General features: G+C 63.3%; 19 protein-coding genes. 4 read left to right on the forward strand and 15 right to left on the reverse strand.

Features of this window, described 5'->3' with window-relative positions; genetic code table 11:
* Window positions 1-27: 27 nt before the first annotated feature.
* Both AOT96_RS00965 and sigE read right to left on the reverse strand, forming a co-directional pair.
* On the reverse strand, window positions 28-387 hold the full coding sequence (locus AOT96_RS00965) for a hypothetical protein (RefSeq protein WP_003945180.1): 360 nt from the start codon (window positions 385-387) through the stop codon (window positions 28-30).
* Window positions 388-439: 52 nt separating this feature from the next.
* Window positions 440-1,036 carry an RNA polymerase sigma factor SigE gene (gene sigE, locus AOT96_RS00970; protein WP_029255812.1) on the reverse strand — a complete coding sequence of 199 codons (597 nt, stop codon included), beginning with the start codon at window positions 1,034-1,036 and terminating at the stop codon, window positions 440-442.
* Window positions 1,037-1,366: 330 nt separating this feature from the next.
* Between sigE and AOT96_RS00975 the strand changes: the two genes are divergently transcribed.
* Window positions 1,367-2,002 carry an O-methyltransferase gene (locus AOT96_RS00975; RefSeq protein ID WP_007736091.1) on the forward strand — a complete coding sequence of 212 codons (636 nt, stop codon included), beginning with the start codon at window positions 1,367-1,369 and terminating at the stop codon, window positions 2,000-2,002.
* Here AOT96_RS00975 and glgC read toward each other — a convergent pair.
* Entirely contained in the window at window positions 1,999-3,213 is a 1,215-nt protein-coding gene (gene glgC, locus AOT96_RS00980; protein WP_003945185.1) for a glucose-1-phosphate adenylyltransferase, read from the reverse strand. The genes AOT96_RS00975 and glgC overlap by 4 nt on opposite strands.
* Before the next feature lie 132 nt (window positions 3,214-3,345).
* On the opposite strand from glgC, the gene glgA reads away from it, so the two are divergent.
* Window positions 3,346-4,518, forward strand: a complete 1,173-nt coding sequence (glgA, locus tag AOT96_RS00985) for a glycogen synthase (protein WP_065351194.1) — start codon at window positions 3,346-3,348, stop codon at window positions 4,516-4,518.
* A 6-nt stretch (window positions 4,519-4,524) separates the two neighbouring features.
* On the opposite strand, the gene AOT96_RS00990 is transcribed toward glgA, so the two are convergent.
* The 10 genes from AOT96_RS00990 to dapE all read right to left on the reverse strand — a co-directional run bounded on the left by AOT96_RS00990 (window position 4,525) and on the right by dapE (window position 12,974).
* Complete coding sequence (locus AOT96_RS00990) at window positions 4,525-5,364, reverse strand: putative RNA methyltransferase (protein WP_007736089.1); 840 nt, start codon at window positions 5,362-5,364, stop codon at window positions 4,525-4,527.
* Window positions 5,365-5,481: 117 nt separating this feature from the next.
* Window positions 5,482-5,649: a DUF3117 domain-containing protein gene (locus AOT96_RS00995; protein WP_003945169.1), complete on the reverse strand. Its 168-nt coding sequence runs from the start codon at window positions 5,647-5,649 to the stop codon at window positions 5,482-5,484.
* Between the two features lie 151 nt (window positions 5,650-5,800).
* The gene (locus tag AOT96_RS01000) at window positions 5,801-6,370 is read right to left on the reverse strand and encodes a DNA-3-methyladenine glycosylase I (protein WP_003945189.1); all 570 of its coding nucleotides are present in this window, start codon (window positions 6,368-6,370) and stop codon (window positions 5,801-5,803) included.
* Window positions 6,370-6,747 (reverse strand): DivIVA domain-containing protein, encoded by a 378-nt coding sequence (locus tag AOT96_RS01005; RefSeq protein WP_065351195.1) that lies wholly within the window; start codon window positions 6,745-6,747, stop codon window positions 6,370-6,372. Before AOT96_RS01005 ends, AOT96_RS01000 begins: the two co-directional genes overlap by 1 nt.
* 32 nt (window positions 6,748-6,779) lie before the next feature.
* Complete coding sequence (locus AOT96_RS01010) at window positions 6,780-7,721, reverse strand: glucosyl-3-phosphoglycerate synthase (protein WP_003945188.1); 942 nt, start codon at window positions 7,719-7,721, stop codon at window positions 6,780-6,782.
* Entirely contained in the window at window positions 7,718-8,617 is a 900-nt protein-coding gene (gene folP, locus AOT96_RS01015; RefSeq protein WP_065351196.1) for a dihydropteroate synthase, read from the reverse strand. The genes AOT96_RS01010 and folP overlap by 4 nt, the downstream gene beginning before the upstream one ends.
* 30 nt (window positions 8,618-8,647) lie before the next feature.
* Window positions 8,648-10,420, reverse strand: a complete 1,773-nt coding sequence (locus AOT96_RS01020) for a long-chain-acyl-CoA synthetase (RefSeq protein WP_003945170.1) — start codon at window positions 10,418-10,420, stop codon at window positions 8,648-8,650.
* 112 nt (window positions 10,421-10,532) lie between these two features.
* Window positions 10,533-11,090, reverse strand: a complete 558-nt coding sequence (locus AOT96_RS01025; RefSeq protein WP_003945191.1) for a TIGR00730 family Rossman fold protein — start codon at window positions 11,088-11,090, stop codon at window positions 10,533-10,535.
* Window positions 11,084-11,887 carry a TIGR00730 family Rossman fold protein gene (locus tag AOT96_RS01030; protein ID WP_003945176.1) on the reverse strand — a complete coding sequence of 268 codons (804 nt, stop codon included), beginning with the start codon at window positions 11,885-11,887 and terminating at the stop codon, window positions 11,084-11,086. Before AOT96_RS01030 ends, AOT96_RS01025 begins: the two co-directional genes overlap by 7 nt.
* 16 nt (window positions 11,888-11,903) lie before the next feature.
* Window positions 11,904-12,974 carry a succinyl-diaminopimelate desuccinylase gene (gene dapE / locus AOT96_RS01035; RefSeq protein ID WP_030536946.1) on the reverse strand — a complete coding sequence of 357 codons (1,071 nt, stop codon included), beginning with the start codon at window positions 12,972-12,974 and terminating at the stop codon, window positions 11,904-11,906.
* Between the two features lie 49 nt (window positions 12,975-13,023).
* On the opposite strand from dapE, the gene dapD reads away from it, so the two are divergent.
* Window positions 13,024-13,977, forward strand: a complete 954-nt coding sequence (gene dapD / locus AOT96_RS01040) for a 2,3,4,5-tetrahydropyridine-2,6-dicarboxylate N-succinyltransferase (RefSeq protein WP_019749368.1) — start codon at window positions 13,024-13,026, stop codon at window positions 13,975-13,977.
* On the forward strand, window positions 13,977-15,359 hold the full coding sequence (locus AOT96_RS01045; RefSeq protein WP_003945184.1) for an amino acid permease: 1,383 nt from the start codon (window positions 13,977-13,979) through the stop codon (window positions 15,357-15,359). The genes dapD and AOT96_RS01045 overlap by 1 nt, the downstream gene beginning before the upstream one ends.
* A 9-nt stretch (window positions 15,360-15,368) precedes the next feature.
* Here AOT96_RS01045 and AOT96_RS01050 read toward each other — a convergent pair whose 3' ends face one another.
* On the reverse strand, window positions 15,369-16,127 hold the full coding sequence (locus AOT96_RS01050; RefSeq protein WP_065351197.1) for an ABC transporter permease: 759 nt from the start codon (window positions 16,125-16,127) through the stop codon (window positions 15,369-15,371).
* Window positions 16,127-17,161, reverse strand: a complete 1,035-nt coding sequence (locus AOT96_RS01055; RefSeq protein WP_065351198.1) for an ABC transporter ATP-binding protein — start codon at window positions 17,159-17,161, stop codon at window positions 16,127-16,129. The genes AOT96_RS01050 and AOT96_RS01055 overlap by 1 nt, the downstream gene beginning before the upstream one ends.
* Window positions 17,162-17,318: the final 157 nt, after the last annotated feature.

The following is a 17,318-nucleotide window of genomic DNA, read 5'->3' on the forward strand; positions in this document are numbered from 1 at the left end:
TCCGCGCCGGGAAGCTGGCGCGCGGCGTCATTTGCGCCAGCGACGGGACAACCTCTTGCTGATGGTGGAGAAGCCGGCGGGTTGATTACCGACGGAACTGTCGGCGTTTTCCGAATTCGGCCCGGTAGTCGGACTGTTGCACGAAGGAATCTGGCTGAGAAGTCCCACCAGGGACAACGGCATCGTCATCTCGCCGCTTCGACGCAGCGCACCACGTGCCTGCTGCTGAGCATCGACGGCCGCAGCGCACTCGGCGCAGATCGAGATGTGATGCGAGGCCCGCAAGTAGGCCTGCATTCGGAGTTCTCCGTCGACGTAGGCAGCGATTGCCTCGCTGGCCAGATGTTCGGTCGAACCGAACTGGCGATGTGCCCGCGCCTCCGTCATTCGTCCCTCCAGGTGATTGACCACGTCCCGCTCTGTAGCTCGAACCCGACCGTCAGAAACCGACGAGTTCGGATTCGGCTGCGCGCTGCGCTGCCAGATGATCACGAATCGCCTGTCGCCCACGATGGATACGGCTACGAACCGTTCCGAGCTTCACTCCCAGTGTGGCACCGATTTCCTCGTACGACAGACCTTCGATGTCACAGAGCACGACAGCGGCACGAAATTCAGGTGCGAGTGAGTCCAGTGCGGCCTGCAGACCTGCGTCGAGGCGCGCGTCGTGGTAGATCTGCTCGGGGTCGGGACCGGGCGAGGGAACGCGGTCGTAGTCCTCGGGCAGCGCTTCCATACGGATGCGATTGCGTCGGCGAACCATGTCGAGGAACAGGTTTGTGGTGATGCGGTGCAACCAGCCCTCGAAAGTTCCGGGCTGATAATCGGAGAGCGAGCGGAACACCCGGATGAAGGTGTCCTGCGTCAAGTCCTCGGCGTCCTGGGCATCGCCTGACAACCGGTAGGCCAGGCGGTACACCCGGTCACCGTGCTGACGCACGAGTTCGTCCCAAGACGGCATGGAGGACTTCTCACCAGTTGCATCGAACACAGCAGTGCCGATCAATTCGGAATCCACAGCCGATTCCGTCGTCAAAACTTCCGACTCTCGAGGGCGAGGCTCGTCGTTGACCTGGTAAATAAGTTGATCCTCCTGCTCGGGATCGCGTAGTTCGATCACCGCGTTGTCCGAATCACGTGATGCGCGATATTCGGGAGAACCAGCCGTTGCTGTGATTTGTTCCCGATCACCGAGCTGCGAAAGACCAACTTGGTAGAAATCGATACCGCCGTGCGATCTTCGATCCGGCGATGTATACACCTTTTCTCATCGCGGTGTGCACGCCATATGAGGAGCCTGAGGGATTCCTGAGAATCCTGGTGACTGCGCGCCTTGCAGCGACAATCCGAACCGCCCGATAACCTCATGAGCGTGACCCACGCCGAACAGATACTCCGCCACGTCGAGGACGTAGTTTCCGAGGACGAGATTTTGACCGCGGCGCGAGATCGAGCGCTGGATCTCGGAGCCCATCCGGTGACGCCCGCCGTCGGCGCGACCCTCGCGATGTTCGCGAGAATGCTCGACGCGAAGACGGCCGTCGAGGTAGGTACCGGAGCCGGCGTGAGCAGCCTGTGGCTTCTGCACGGCATGCGCGACGACGGCGTCCTGACCACGATCGACAGCGAACCCGAACATCAACGAGCAGCCAAGCTGACCTTCCGCGAAAGCGGAATCGCTCCGGCACGCACTCGCCTCATCAACGGACGGGCTCTCGACGTGCTTCCCCGGCTCGCGGACGGCGGCTACGACCTGGTGTTCGTCGACTGCGCCGCGATCGACCACCCGCACTACGTCCGCGAAGGTGTCCGCCTGCTGCGCTCCGGCGGTGTCATCGTTCTGCACAACGCCCTGGCCGACGGCCGCGTTGCCGACAGCTCCGCACGCGACGCGACAACGGTTGCGGTCCGAGAAGCGGCAAAGGCCGTGACCGAGGACGAGCGACTCATTCGAGTCCTCCTCCCCCTCGGTGACGGCCTCCTCTGCGCGAGCAAGCTCTAGATCCAGACGCCCTTACCGATGGCGACGACGCCACCCTGACTGACGGCAAATCGTTCGCGGTCACGTTCGAGATCGACGCCGATGATTTCGCCGTCACCGACGACGACGTTCTTGTCGAGGATCGCTCGCCGTACGACGGCACCCTTGCCGATGCGCACACCCGGCATCAGCACGCTGCCCTCGACGGTCGCACCGTCCTCGATCATCACGTTGGAACTGAGTACCGAATTGCGCACGGTCGCCGCGGACAGGATCGACCCAGCACCGACCACCGATTCCTGCGCGAGTCCGCCCTTCACGAACTTTGCGGGCGCGAGATTCTCGGTGGCGCCGCGGATGGGCCAGCGACGGTTGTAGAGATTGAAGATCGGGTGCACCGACACCAGGTCCATGTGAGCGTCGTAGAAGGCGTCGAGGGTACCGACGTCACGCCAGTAACCGCGGTCTCGATCGGTGGCGCCGGGAACGACGTTGTCCTTGAAGTCGTAGACCGACGCCTCACCCGCGGCGACCAAGGCGGGAATGATGTCTCCGCCCATGTCGTGATCGGAATCGGAATTCTCTGAATCAGCGCGGATGGCGTCCACGAGTACCTTGGTGGTGAACACATAGTTACCCATGGACGCGAACGTCGAATTGGGGTCGTCCGGTGTCCCGGGAGGATGGGCGGGCTTTTCCAGGAACTGGGTGATGCGTCCGGACTCGTCACTGTCGATGCAGCCGAAAGCAAAAGCCTCACTTCGCGGTACACGAATACCCGCGACCGTCACGCCTGCCCCGGATTCGATGTGGTGCTGAACCATCTGTTCCGGATCCATCCGGTACACGTGGTCGGCACCGAAAACCACGATGTACTCGGGGTCCTCGTCGTAAACGAGATTGAGCGACTGCAGGATTGCGTCGGCACTGCCGGTGTACCAGCGCGGCCCGAGCCGCTGCTGGGCCGGGACCGGGGTGATGTACTCACCCGCGAACCCGGACAATCGCCACGTCTGCGAAATGTGGCGGTCGAGTGAATGTGACTTGTATTGCGTCAACACACAAATACGCAGATATCCCGCGTTGACAAGGTTGCTCAACACGAAGTCGATAAGTCGATATGCACCTCCGAAGGGCACTGCGGGCTTCGCTCTGTCCGCGGTCAGCGGATACAAGCGTTTGCCCTCGCCCCCGGCGAGCACGATTCCAAGCACATGCGGCTGGCTTCTCACACCGCTAACCTATCCGCACTGGTGAACTCCCGCTAGCGAAGCAGTCCGAGAGGTCCGATCGTGTCCCCCTCCGAACGGCCGGGGATAACGTGATCGGTAGCCGGATCGACCACGGGCGGTTAGGTTTAGCGCGTGCGAGTCGCGATGATGACCAAGGAATACCCGCCGGAGATCTACGGCGGCGCAGGAGTACACGTAACCGAGCTCGTCGCTCGGATGAAACGGCTGTGCGAGGTCGACGTGCACTGCATGGGCGCCCCGCGCGAAGGCGCGATCGTCCACTCTCCCGATCCCGCTCTCGCCGGATCCAACCCGGCCCTGACGACGCTCTCCACCGAACTGCGCATGGCGGACGCCGCGGCCGGTGTCGACATCGTCCACTCCCACACCTGGTACACCGGACTGGCCGGGCATCTCGCGTCGGCTCTCTACGACGTGCCGCACATCCTCACCGCGCACTCACTCGAGCCCAGACGCCCGTGGAAGGCCGAACAGCTAGGCGGCGGCTATCGGATCTCGTCGTGGTCCGAACGCAACGCCGTCGAGCACGCAGACGCGATCATCGCCGTCAGTTCCGGTATGCGACTCGACGTCCTCGACGCGTATCCCGCTGTCGATCCGAGTCGCGTTCACGTAGTGCGCAACGGAATCGACACCGAGGTATGGCATCCCGGGGGATCTGCGCCGGGAGCACAGTCCGCACTCGCGTCGATCGGCGTCGACCCGGCGAAACCCATCGTGGCCTTTGTCGGACGCATCACGAGGCAGAAGGGCGTCGGGCACCTCGTCGCGGCAGCCCACCACTTCGACCCGGAGATTCAGCTCGTGCTGTGCGCCGGCGCTCCCGATACGCCGGAGATCGCCGCCGAGACGGAGAAGGCGGTGGCCGAACTCGCCCGGCACCGGGGCAATGTCTACTGGGTGCGCGAGATGCTTCCGACCGAGCAGATCAGGGAAATACTCTCGGCAGCAACGGTATTCGTCTGCCCTTCGGTGTACGAACCCCTCGGGATCGTCAATCTCGAAGCCATGGCGTGTGAGACCGCCGTGGTCGCTTCCGACGTCGGCGGCATCCCCGAGGTGGTCGCCGACGGCGTCACCGGTCGACTCGTGCACTACAACGCCTACGAGCCGAACGCATTCGAGGAATCGCTCGCGGCCACCGTCAATGCCGTTGTCGCCGACCGAGAAGGCGCCGACGCGATGGGTCGTGCGGGCAGGATCCGTGCGATCGACGAGTTCTCCTGGGCCGAAATCGCCAAGCAGACGCTCGAGGTCTACGCGGACGCCGTCACGAGACGCTGATCCGCGTCAGATCTTGCGATAGGTCGAGACCGTCGCCGACGCGGTGACGGTGCTCGGCTGCGGCAGCTTCGCCACGGCGGCAGCCAGATCGGCGGGCGTCAGGTGTCTCGCCGACGGTCCCATCCCCACCAAGTCGAGGACGTCCTGGTGTGAGAGTGACATCGTGAACTCGACCTCGTCGCTACTCACACGCTCGAAGTATCCGGCCATCGACGATTCGAGACGTTCCACTTTGCGGTCGTCGACCCGGACCATCGCGAGAATGTCGATCAGCTCGCGCAGATGCCTGTCGGTGGGCGTCAGGACCACCAGAACTCCGTCTTCGGCGAGAACTCGATGGGACTGCGGACCGTTACGAGGAGCGAACACACAGAGCACGTGAGAGAGCGCTCCGTCGCGAATGGGTAGTGGTTGCCAGACGTCTGCGACGATCGAACCGATTCTTTCGTGGACCTTCGCGGCACGCCGGGCAGCGAACTTGGACACGTCCAACGCTATCGCCCGAGAATCAGGCAGCGAATCCACGACGTGTGCGAGGTATTGTCCTGTGCCTGCGCCGATTTCGACGATCCGCGCGGGGTCCGACCCCGCCGTCGTCGCGCAGGCCCGGGTGACGGCATCCATCAGCGGGCCGAAGTGGCCGGCGCCGAGCAATCGTGCACGCGCGGCAATCATCTCGGCACTGTCGCCGGTGAACTTCGTGGCACCGCCACTGATCAGGCTCACGTAACCCTGGCGAGCGATATCGAATCGATGTCCGCGGTCGCACTCGGCGGCGCCGTCCACCAATTCCAGATCAGCAGCACACTGCGGGCAGGACAGAAGATCGATCACGGCGGCAAGCATTGATCCGTCCTTTCGGCTACCGGCGGTGCGCACACACTTCAGGCCCCGTACCGAAACGGATACGGAGCCTGCGTGCAATCACGTGCTGTTGTTCGTACTGCTACAACCTGGACCCGACTAGCTGGTGACGTTCGTGAGTTCCACACCGAGCGCTGCAGCTTCATCCGGGGTCAGCTCGACGACGAGGCGTCCGCCACCCTCGAGTGGAACCCGCATGACGATTCCTCGTCCCTCTTTGGTTGCTTCGAGGGGACCGTCCCCGGTCCGGGGCTTCATGGCCGCCATCCTCTGCTCCCTCCAGATCTGCGCTGCATTGCTCTGCGCCTCGACTAACGGTGCGCCCCGCCAACAATCAGCGAGGCTCGTACCCTCCATTGTTCCCTATGGATGCGGGAACCGGGAATCTGAGTCACATTTAGGGGTGTTCAGTCGTCCGTCACACCTGCGCCGGAACCCAGCAATCAGCCACGTGATCATCGACCATTCCGGTGGCCTGCATGAGCGCATAAGCCGTGGTAGGACCCACAAACTTGAACCCGCGCCGCTTGAGTTCCTTAGCCATGGCAGTCGACTCGGGAGTGACCGCGGGAACCTCTGCAATTGATGTCAGTCTTCTGGTGCGTCGAGGCGGCGAGAACGACCAGAGTAACGAATCGAGGTCCAGATCGGGCGAATTCACGAGCACTCGGGCGTTGGAAATCGTCGCCTCGATCTTCGCACGATTGCGGACGATCGCGGCATCGGAGAGCAATCTCTCGACATCCGCAACTCCGTACGCTGCGACCTTGTCCGGATCGAACCCGTCGAAGGCTTCGCGGAACGCCTCGCGTTTGCGCAGAATCGTGATCCACGAAAGTCCCGATTGGAATGCTTCGAGGGCGAGTCGTTCGAACAGTTCGTCGCGCCCGTGCAGCGGACGCCCCCACTCCTCGTCGTGATAGTCGCGGTAGAGCGTGTCGCCGGGCGTCTCGACCACCCAGCCGCACCGAACGAGTCCGTCGGCCATCAGCCCTGGGAATCCTTCGATTCGGATACGGTCTCAGGCTCCTCCTGCGATGCTTCGGCCTTGGCCGGAGCATCCGCTTTCACCAGGACCTCAGACCGCTCGTCACGGCCCAGTTGTGCACGCAGAGAATCGATTTCCAACCCGAGGCGATGCAGGGCCCAATCCACTTCACTCGCCTTGTAGCCACGCAGCACCTGCTGAAAACGCAGCGCGTCGACATCCGCCCCGGTGACGTCCTCTGCCGGGAGTACGGTCGCCGTCGTGCCAGGAGGCAGCGGCGACAGCTCTTCCGAGCGCCCGAACACAGCACTGGCGGCGAGGAAGATCATCGCGCCGACCAGTGCCATGACAATCAGGTACAGGAGGATCGTCATCATGGACCGATACTCCCATACCCGAGTGTGAGCGGTCAGACCCCCGCGGTGCGCACTATCGAATTCATCGGGGGTCGATCGAGTAGCGAAACCTCGGTGGTCTCGGGCACGAAAGAATCGCCGTCGACCAGGAATTGGGTCAACCCGGCACCCGAATCCTCGATCCCGCACCGCCGGAGCATCGTTCCGATGATCTGCCGGCTCATCACACCGAGGTCGGCGAGCGGCCGGTTGCGATGCTTGCGCACACCGAGATTGACCTGACCGATCGCCGCCAGCCCCAACGTGTCGTACGTGTCGAGCAGAAGGCCGATCTCGACGCCGTAGCCGGGCGCAAACGGGACAGCGGACAGCAGCTCACGGGTGCCCGCGTATTCACCGCCAAGCGGTTGCAGTACCGACGTGAGTTCCGGCCGCAGCGCGGCCAACATGGGCCGCGCAACCAATTCCGTGACTCGCCCGCCGCCGTTGGCGTCCTCCGTGCCGCTCACGCGCAGCGGACGGCGGTAGTAGCCCTTCACCAGATGGATGCCGTCAACCGTGAGCAGTGGCCCCAGCAGTTTGGGCACGAACGCCGGATCGGGATTGATGAGATCGGAATCGACGAATGCGATCAGATCGCCGGTCGTTGCGGCGACCGAACGCCAGAGCACCTCACCTTTGCCCGCAGTCGGCGGGATGGACGGGACCGCGCTCTCACGACTGATCACCGTTGCTCCAGCAGCGCGAGCACGCTCGGCGGTTCTGTCGGTCGAACCGGAATCGAGAACGATCAACTCGTCGACCAGGCCACCGAGCAACGGATGAATGGTGTCGACCACCGCGGCAACGGTGTCCTCTTCGTTGAGTGCGGGCAACACCACCGAGACGGTTCGGCCACCCTTCGCCCGTTCGAGCTCGGCGACCGTCCAACTCGGATGGTCCCAACTGTTGGCGTCTGCCCATACGCGGGTCGGGCCCGCACCGGTGATGCTCATGCCAGACCTCGAACCGTACGTACCGGGGCACGGCGTCCCTGGATCGCGGCCACCATGTCGACTACTCGACGGGTGGACGCCACCTCGTGAACACGGAACACCCGGGCGCCGCCCGCCGCGGCCATTGCTGTCGCTGCCAATGTTCCCTCCAACCTCTCGGAAAGCTCCACACCAAGAGTCTCCCCGATGAAGTCCTTATTGCTCAGCGCCATCAGCACTGGCCACCCGGTGTTTACAAGAACGTCCACTTTCCGCAACAACTCGAGCCCGTGGAAGGTGTTCTTACCGAAATCGTGGGTGGGATCGATCAGGATCGCGTCACGCGGAACCCCGAGTGCCAGGGCGCGCTCTGCCGCCGACACGACCTCGGTGACCACATCTGCGACGACGTCGTCGTAGCGGACACGATGCGGGCGGGTGCGCGGAACCGCGCCACCCGTGTGCGAGCAGACGATCCCGGCACCAGTATCGGCAGCAACCAGGACGAGGTCGGGATCCGCACCCGCCCACGTGTCGTTGATCAGGTCGGCGCCTTCGACGCGTGCCAACCGCGCGACGCCGCTCCGCCAGGTGTCGACGCTGATGATCAGCTCGGGGTACTTGGCTCTGATCGCGGCGACGAACGGAACGACTCGCCTGACCTCTTCGTCGGCGTCGACGAGGTCACCGGGCCCAGCTTTCACTCCCCCGATGTCCACCAGATCGGCGCCCTCGTCGACGGCCCTGTCGACGGCAGCCATCGCTGCCGAATCCGAGAACGTCGCGCCTTGGTCGTAGAAGGAATCGGGAGTGCGGTTGACGATGGCCATCACCAGTGCACGGTCGACCGCGACCGGACGCCCACACAGGGTGGGCGCCGGACCTGGCTGCGCGGTAGAACCGGGGAGTGAAGACATGCCACTCATACTGGCATGACGGAACTCGGTCTAGCCCTTGGGTACCGAGCCCGCCGCGACCTTTCCGACGTATTCGTCGTACGAGTCCACGTAACCACCCTCGCGGCCTTCGAGAACGTGCAGAGTGTCGGCGCCGACGTCGTAACCCTCGTTGCGCAATTCCACCTTGCGCGACTTGAAAGTGCTGGTGTGTTCGAGTGAGTCGACGATGCGGATGAACAGCGGGACCGCGTAGTTGGGGAGCTTGCCGTAGAGGTGTGCCGCGACTTCACTTCCCTCCAAGCTTTGACCGTCCCGCAGCTTGACTGCCGCCATGCCCGCGCGACCGTCGGTGCCCGGAATCTCGACGCCGTAGACAACTGCTTCCTCGACGGCCGGGTGCGAACTCAGCGCGCCCTCGACCTCCGTGGTGGCGACGTTCTCTCCCTTCCAACGGAAGGTGTCGCCTAGACGGTCGACGAAGGCGACGTGGCCCCATCCCTGCTTGCGCACCAGGTCTCCGGTGTCGAACCAGGTGTCGTCGTCCTTGAATCCGCCGCGTACCAGTTTGCTGTTGCTCGCCGCTTCGTCGGTGTAACCGTCGAAAGGCGCCCGGTCGGTGACCTTCGACAGCAGGAGTCCGACCTGACCCGTGGAAACCTTGCGGAGTCGACCGTCGGCTCCACGCAACGCTTTTCCGGTGTCCTCGTCGAACTCCACGACGGCGTGCGGCAACGGGCAGATGCCGGCCGTCTTGTCGACGTTGAGTGCGTTGACGAACGCAATGTTGCATTCGCTCGCACCGTAGAACTCGGCGACGCGGGGTATGCCGAACCGCTGGGTGAATTCGGCCCAGATCTCAGGGCGCAGACCGTTACCCACCATCAGCCGAACAGCATTGTCGCTGTCGGTCGGCTTGACCGGCTGGTTGAGCAGATAGCGGCACAGTTCGCCGATGTAGGTGAACGCGGTCGCCTTGTTGAGTGCGATGTCGTCCCAGAACCGCGAGGCCGAGAACTGACGTCCGATCGCGATTGTCGCACCGGACGCGAGCACCGAGGACAGCGAGACCGTCAACGCGTTGTTGTGGTAGAGCGGCAGGCAGCAGTACAGGGTGTCCGAGCCGCGCAAGCGCACGCCCATCAACCCGAGCCCCGACATCGACTTCAACCAACGGAAGTGAGTCATCAAGCTGGCCTTGGGCATTCCGGTGGTGCCCGAGGTGAAGATGTAGAACGCCTTCTCCTTTGCCAGCACCTCGGCGGTGACCGCGGGGTTGGACGGATCAGCCGTCTTCGCCAGATCCGCGAGTTCGCTGACGAGAAGTTGGTTCGGTCCGCTAAATCCGGCGGGCAACGATTCGAGGGCTTCTTCGCACTCGTCGGCGACCACCAGGACGCGCGCATCGAGAAGCGTAAGGCTGTGTGCCAGAACGTCGTCGCGCTGGTTGTAGTTCAGCATGCCCGCTGCCGCGCCGAGTTTTACCGCGGCCAAGGCGATCAGCAGCGCTTCGGGAGTGTTCTTTGCCAGCACTCCGACGACGTCTCCGCGGTCGACTCCTCGGCCGCGGAGAACGTCCGCGTAGCGGTTCACCAGTTCGTTGGCTTCCGCGTAACTGGTCGCGTGGCCCTCGAACCGGATGAACGGGCGCGACGGGTGCGCGTGCGCGGCCTTCTGGAAGATCAACCCGATCGATTCCTTGGCCGAAGGCTTACGGGTGAGCCCGGCGGCCCCCCGCGCCAGGATCGGCACCTCGGTGATCATCGACGGCAGTTTTGCCGCCAGATCGAGCAGGCCGACGGTCGAACGGGCTTCCGAACTCATGGCTCCCCTAACACGTATCCGGCGCCCATTCGGCCGCCCAGTCTGCGGCCACCTTACTGCACGGTAATAAAGCCCGCCATGCCCCAGGTCAGGGTTTCACGCACGCGTCTGATCAGGATTTGACGCACGCGTCGAGCGCGGCCTCGACGTCCGTCCTCACCAGCAGAGTGTCCAGCGCCTGACGCCCGACGAAGCCGGTCCCGTCGAGCTTGTTCAACCACTCGAGCAGGCCGGTGAAATGGCCGACGGGATCGAGCATCACGACAGGTTTCTCGTGCATTCCCAGGTAGCCGGCTGTCCACGTCTCGAACAACTCTTCCAGCGTCCCGATTCCGCCGGGCAGCGTGATGAACGCGTCGGCGTGGTCTTCCATCAGCTTCTTGCGTTCGCGCATGGTGTCCGTGACGATCAGTTCGTCGGCGTCAACGTCGGCAACTTCCTTGTGCACCAAGGCTTTCGGGATGACGCCGACGGTCCAGGCACCCGCCGCGCGAGCGGACTCGGCGACAGCGCCCATCATCGACACGTTGCCACCGCCCGAGACCAACTGCCATCCGCGTCGACCGATCGCGGTTCCCACCTCGGCAGCCAACGCCAGGAACGATTCGTCCACCGGCCCCGACGCGCAGTAGACGCAGATCGAGTACTTTTTGTCGGAATCGGTCACCATTCTTCTTCTTTCCCCAGATCTGCGGCCTCGTCGACGCCCTTGTCGGCGTTGAGGACGATTCGTACTGCTTCTTCCACGCTGTCGGTGACGTGCAGCAGATTCACGTCACCTTCGGAAATCTTGCCGTCCCGCTCGAGGGTGCCGCGAATCCAGTCGACGAGTCCGGACCAGTACTCGGTACCGAACAGGACGATCGGGAAGCGCGTGACCTTGTGGGTCTGGACCAGGGTGAGTGCCTCGAACAGCTCGTCGAGTGTTCCGAAGCCGCCGGGCAGGCAGATGAATGCCTGGGAGTACTTCACGAACATCGTCTTGCGTGCGAAGAAGTACCGGAAGTTGATTCCGAGATCCACCCACTCGTTGAGTCCCTGCTCGAACGGCAACTCGATGCCGAGGCCGATCGAGTATCCGCCGGCCTCGCTGCAACCGCGGTTGGCAGCTTCCATCACCCCTGGCCCACCACCGGTGATGACGGCGTACCCGGCCTCGGCCAACGCCGTTCCCAGCTCGCGCCCGGATTGGTACTCGGGATGATCGACCGTGGTGCGGGCCGAACCGAACACCGTCACCGCACGCGGGACCTCGGCGAGTGCGCCGAAACCTTCGATGAATTCGCTCTGGATACGCAGCACACGCCACGGATCGGTGTGTACCCAATCCGTGGGTCCGCGCTTGTCGAGCAAGCGCTGATCCGTCGTGGTCTTCTCGTCCTTGCGCTTGCGTCGAAGCTGAACCGGCCCGCGGTGCTTGATCGACGAGCTCTGCTTCTTCGAAGCCGAATTCTTCTCTGGTGCCATGCGGCAAGGCTAACGGTCAGGCCGACAGATACTTCCTCAGCACGGCCGCGACGTCGGTGATCTGCTGCACCGGAACGTGCTCGTCGCGCTTGTGCGCGAGGTTCGGATCACCCGGTCCGTAGTTCACGGCAGGAATGCCGAGCGCCGAGAACCTGGACACGTCGGTCCACCCGTACTTCGCACGGAACTGACCACCGGCCGCCTCGATCAGGGCGGCAGCGGACGGGTTCGCCAAGCCGGGCAGCGCGCCAGGCGAGGAGTCGGTGACCTCGAATCCGAGGCCCAGACCGTCGAACACTTCGCGCACGTGCGCCTCGGCTTGTACCTCGCTGCGATCGGGCGCGAATCGGAAGTTGACGTCCATCTCGGCTTCGTCCGGGACGACGTTTCCGGCGACGCCACCGGAGATCCGCACCGCCGACAAGCCCTCGCGGTAGCCGCAACCGTCGATGTCGACCGAGCGCGGCTGGTAACTCGACAACCGCTCCAACGCTCCGCCGAACTTGTGAATGGCATTGTCCCCCAGCCAGGACCTGGCCGAATGGGCGCGAGTTCCCGAAGCCGTCAACCGCACCCGCATCGTGCCCTGACACCCGGCCTCGATGAAACCGGCCGTCGGCTCACCGAGAATTGCGACGTCCGCCGCGAGCCATTGCGGGATCTCGCGTTCGATCCGTCCCAGGCCGTTGTACGTTGCGGCGATCTCTTCGCAGTCGTAGAAGACGAGGGTCAGATCGTGGGCCAGGTTCTCGATGGTGGCCGCAAGGTGTAGGAAGACCGCGTCGCCCGACTTCATGTCCACGGTCCCGCAGCCGTGCAGGATGTCGCCGTCACGCCGCGAAGGAACGTTGTCCGCGATCGGCACCGTATCCAGATGTCCGGCGAGCATGACCCGACTGGGCAAACCACGCGACGTACGCGCCAACACGGCATTGCCGTTGCGGATGATCTCGAAGCCCGAAGTCTGCTCACGCAGCGCATCCTCGACAGCCTGCGCAATGACGGATTCGTCGTGCGAGACGCTGGGGATGTCGACCAGGGCGGCCGTCAAGTCGATGGGGTCCGAAGCAAGATCGAGGATGCTCACACGCACCAGCCTAGGCCGGTGCACCCACCACCCAGTAATCTCTAGTCCCGTGAGCGCACAGGGAGCAACAGCAGTAGGTATCGCCAACGTGACCGCGGACGGAACCGTCCTCGACACCTGGTTCCCGGCACCGGAGCTGGGAACATTCGACAAGACCGGTACCGAGAACGTCGAGGGAACAGATATTCCTTCCGATCTTGCACTGCTGGCAGGCACTGATGACGCTCGCGAGGTATCGCAGGTCGTCGTGCGCACCACCATCGCCGATCTCTCCAAGGCGCCGGTCGACGCACATGACGTCTACCTGCGCCTCCATCTCCTCTCGCACCGTCTCGTCGCACCCCACGGTGTCAACCTCGACGGCCAGTTCGGCCTGCTCAGCAACGTCGTGTGGACCAACTTCGGCCCGTGCGCCGTCGAAGGTTTCGAGCAGGTTCGCTCGCGTCTGCGCATCCGCGGCGTCGTGACCGTGTTCAGCGTCGACAAGTTCCCCCGCATGGTCGACTACGTCGTGCCGTCCGGAGTCCGCATCGGTGACGCGGACCGTGTCCGACTCGGTGCACACCTCGCCAGCGGAACGACCGTCATGCACGAGGGCTTCGTCAACTTCAACGCCGGCACCCTCGGCAACTCGATGGTCGAAGGCCGCATCTCCGCGGGCGTCGTCGTCGACGACGGATCCGATGTGGGCGGCGGCGCCTCGATCATGGGCACCCTCTCCGGTGGAGGCAAGGAAACGATCTCCCTCGGCAAGCGCTGCCTCCTCGGTGCAAACGCCGGCCTCGGCATTTCGCTCGGCGACGACTGCGTCCTCGAAGCGGGCCTCTACGTCACCGCCGGCACCAAGGTCACCGGCCCGGACGGAACCGTCGTCAAGGCCAAGGAACTGAGCGGCAAGTCGAACCTTCTCTTCCGTCGTAACTCGGTCTCGGGTGCCGTCGAGGTCGTGCCGTGGAAGGGCACCGGCGTCGAACTGAACGCTGCCTTGCACGCTAACGACTGATGAGTAGCACCGACGTCTCCGACGGAACAACCACTGCTCTCGGCCACGGTCTCAAGGTCCGCCATCTGACGATGATGGGCCTGGGCTCGGCCATCGGCGCCGGCCTGTTCCTCGGAACCGGCGTCGGTATCGCCAAGGCCGGGCCGGCCGTCCTGATCTCCTACATCCTTGCGGGCGCCGTCGTGGTGTTCGTGATGCGCATGCTCGGCGAGATGGGCGCCGCGATCCCGGCCAGCGGTTCCTTCTCTCACTACGCGCGCCTGGGGATCGGCGAGTGGGCCGGCTTCGTGATGGGCTGGCTCTACTGGTTCATGCTGATCATGGTGCTGGGCGCCGAGATCACCGGGGCTTCGGCGATCGTGAACGACTGGGTGCCGTCGATCCCGCAATGGGTTGTCGCCCTGGTTTTCGTGGTGTTCTTCGCCGTGGTGAACCTGGCGAAAGTCAGCAACTTCGGTGAGTTCGAGTTCTGGTTCGCCGCAATCAAAGTCACCGTCATCATCGGCTTCCTGATCATCGGTGTCCTGCTGGTGTTCGGCATCCTCCCCGATACCGATCCGGTCGGTACGAGCAATCTGTTCGGGCAGGGCGGCTTCATGCCCAATGGATTGTCCGGCATTGCCGCAGGACTTCTCGTCGTGGCATTCGCCTTCGGTGGGATCGAGATCGTCACCATCGCCGCAGCCGAATCCGAGAATCCGGAACGCTCCATCGCCGTCGCTGTCCGGAGCGTCGTGTGGCGCATCAGCGTCTTCTACATCGGCGCCATCTCGATCATGGTTCTGGTGCTGCCCTGGAACGACCCCGAACTCGAGAGCGGCCCGTTTGTGGCCGTCCTGAACAAGGCGAACATTCCAGGCGTTGCCGGGTTCATGGAACTCGTCGTAGTGGTGGCGTTGCTTTCCGCCTTCAACGCCAACATCTACGGCACCTCTCGCATGGCGTTCTCACTTTCGCGCCGCGGCGACGGACCCGCCTTCATGGCGAAATTGTCGAGCACCGGAGTTCCGACCAATGCCGTTCTGCTGTCGGTGTTCTTCGGCTTCGTCAGCGTCCTGCTCAACTGGCTGCTCCCCGACGACCTGCTCGGCATCCTGCTCAACGCAGTCGGCGCTGCGCTGCTGGTCATCTGGATCTTCATCGTCGTCTCGCATCTGCGACTGCGTAAACAACTCGAAGCGTCGGGCAAGCTGACGGTTCGGATGTGGCTGTTCCCGTATCTGAGCTACGCGACACTCGCGATGCTCGGTGTGTTCGTCGTCCTCATGCTCTTCGACGCCGATGCCCGTGCACAGTTGATCTCGACCACCGTGTTGTTCCTCGTGATCGCGGCATTGGGTTTCCTGAACGCCCGTTGGCGTAAGCAGAATCAGCCCGTCTGATCCGTGTGCCTATGCATCCCGCCTGTTCACGACGACGATGCTGAGACCGAATACGACGAGCACGAAGAGGGCGAAGTAGATCAGGCTGCCCCATGGTCCCCAGTGGAAATCGACGCCACCGCTGGAACCGAGAAAATTGTTGGCGTTCATGAACGGCAGGAACGGCATGATCTTCTCGCCGATACTTCCGAACAGGTTGAAAAGATTCTCGATCAGCAAGGGCCACAACAGCAGAAGCGCGATCGCACCTGCAGACTGCCGGAGCAACGCGCCCACTCCTACGGCTAGAACTACGCAGAAGAACGCGTAGATCGGTGTTCCGTAGACGACCCGCCAGTTCTCGTCGCCGGACAGAGTCAAGAATCTTCCGGCGTCACCTGCCGTGGCCTTCGTGAGGGCGAAGGCGCCGAACGACAACACGAGAGTCAGCACCGCTCCGAACCCACCGATGAGGCCCGCTTTGGCGACGAGCACCGAGGCGCGGTTCGGAACTGCCTGGAATGTGGTTCGGATTGTCCCGAAACGATATTCGCTGGTGATCGCGAGGGCCGCCATGATCATCAGAACCAACACACCGAAGCCGGTCACTCCACTGAGTGCCCCCGACACTGTCGGCATCATTGCACCGTTGGGGTTGCTGAGCGACGACTTGGCGCTCAGTCCGAAAACGGTAGCGAGTCCCAACCCGAGCACGATGATGATGATCGTGCACCACAGCGGCGACTTGGTCGTGGTGATCTTGATACGTTCAGCACTGAGAACAGCCATTACAGTGCACCTCCCATAGCCTGCTGCGTGTTTGCCTGCTGCGTGTTTGCCTGCTGCGTGTTTGCCTGCTGCGTGTTTGCCTGCTGCGTATTTGCATGGTGTGCACCGACACCCGGATCGATACCGGATGCGTGGTACTGGACATCGTCCCCGGTCAACTTCATGAACGCATCCTCGAGCGACCCCTGCTGAGAAGCCAACTCGTACAACACGATCCCCTGCGAACCAGCCAAACCACCGATCACATCGGTGGTCGAATCCACCACCACCAAAGCCGGGGCAACACCGGAACCGTCCTCACGCACCGTCAACCCCTGCGAGAGCAACACACTGCGCAACGCATCGAGCTGTGGGCTGCGCACGCGCACCGTCGACTCCGACGAACGATCCACGAACTCCGCGACCGTCGAATCCGAAATCAACCGACCCCGACCGATCACCACCAACTGCTCCGCCGTGAGCGCCATCTCCGACAGGAGGTGACTCGACACCAGCACCGTGCGGCCCTCGGCCGCCAACCGCTGCATGAACTTACGAATCCAGACGATGCCCTCCGGATCGAGACCGTTGACCGGCTCGTCGAACAACAACACCTTCGGATCCCCCAACAACGCACCCGCCAACCCCAGACGCTGCGACATACCGAGCGAGAACCCGCCGGCCTTCTTGCCCGCCACCTCGGACAACCCGACCAACCCGAGCACCTCGTCCACGCGGGACTTCGGGATCCCGTTCGAAGCAGCCATCCACTGCAGATGCGCACGCGCACTGCGATTGGGGTGCACCCACTTCGCATCCAACAACGCACCCACCGTCCGCAACGGCGTCTTGAGCTCGCGGTACGGCTTGCCCTCGATCAACGCCGCACCCGACGTCGGCTGATCCAAACCCAGGATCATCCGCATCGTCGTCGACTTACCAGCACCGTTCGGGCCCAGAAAGCCCGTCACGATGCCCGGCTTGACCGTGAACGACAAATCGTCCACCGCTTTCGTCGGTCCGTAAACCTTGGTCAATCCCCTCAGCTCGATCATGAGGACCAGTCAACCATGAAAACCGAACTGTCGGAACTTTCAGACGCCAACAGAGAAAGGCGTTGCGTCCGTTCGCTGTCGAGGCTAGTATCGAATGTATGTTCGACACTACCGGGGGGTAAAAGTGACGACGCAAGTATCTGAACAGGCCATATCC

The sequence above is a fragment of the Rhodococcus sp. 008 genome (genome assembly GCF_001682295.1).
In the GTDB taxonomy this organism is placed as follows: Bacteria; Actinomycetota; Actinomycetes; order Mycobacteriales; family Mycobacteriaceae; genus Rhodococcus_F; species Rhodococcus_F qingshengii.

Excerpts from the sequence above, each read along its gene's own strand:
- AOT96_RS01055 (WP_065351198.1), bottom strand. The coding sequence starts at position 17,161 with ATGATCGAGCTGAGGGGATTGACCAAGGTTTACGGACCGACGAAAGCG.
- AOT96_RS01005 (WP_065351195.1), bottom strand. The coding sequence starts at position 6,747 with ATGATGACGATCCTCCTGTACCTGATTGTCATGGCACTGGTCGGCGCG.
- AOT96_RS01030 (WP_003945176.1), bottom strand. The coding sequence starts at position 11,887 with ATGGCACCAGAGAAGAATTCGGCTTCGAAGAAGCAGAGCTCGTCGATC.
- AOT96_RS01025 (WP_003945191.1), bottom strand. The coding sequence starts at position 11,090 with ATGGTGACCGATTCCGACAAAAAGTACTCGATCTGCGTCTACTGCGCG.
- AOT96_RS01000 (WP_003945189.1), bottom strand. The coding sequence starts at position 6,370 with ATGGCCGACGGACTCGTTCGGTGCGGCTGGGTGGTCGAGACGCCCGGC.
- AOT96_RS01010 (WP_003945188.1), bottom strand. The coding sequence starts at position 7,721 with ATGAGCATCACCGGTGCGGGCCCGACCCGCGTATGGGCAGACGCCAAC.
- AOT96_RS00995 (WP_003945169.1), bottom strand. The coding sequence starts at position 5,649 with ATGGCGGCCATGAAGCCCCGGACCGGGGACGGTCCCCTCGAAGCAACC.
- AOT96_RS00965 (WP_003945180.1), bottom strand. The coding sequence starts at position 387 with ATGACGGAGGCGCGGGCACATCGCCAGTTCGGTTCGACCGAACATCTG.
- AOT96_RS01050 (WP_065351197.1), bottom strand. The coding sequence starts at position 16,127 with ATGGCTGTTCTCAGTGCTGAACGTATCAAGATCACCACGACCAAGTCG.
- AOT96_RS00975 (WP_007736091.1), top strand. The coding sequence starts at position 1,367 with ATGAGCGTGACCCACGCCGAACAGATACTCCGCCACGTCGAGGACGTA.
- AOT96_RS01045 (WP_003945184.1), top strand. The coding sequence starts at position 13,977 with ATGAGTAGCACCGACGTCTCCGACGGAACAACCACTGCTCTCGGCCAC.
- AOT96_RS00990 (WP_007736089.1), bottom strand. The coding sequence starts at position 5,364 with ATGCTTGCCGCCGTGATCGATCTTCTGTCCTGCCCGCAGTGTGCTGCT.
- folP (WP_065351196.1), bottom strand. The coding sequence starts at position 8,617 with ATGTCTTCACTCCCCGGTTCTACCGCGCAGCCAGGTCCGGCGCCCACC.
- AOT96_RS01020 (WP_003945170.1), bottom strand. The coding sequence starts at position 10,420 with ATGAGTTCGGAAGCCCGTTCGACCGTCGGCCTGCTCGATCTGGCGGCA.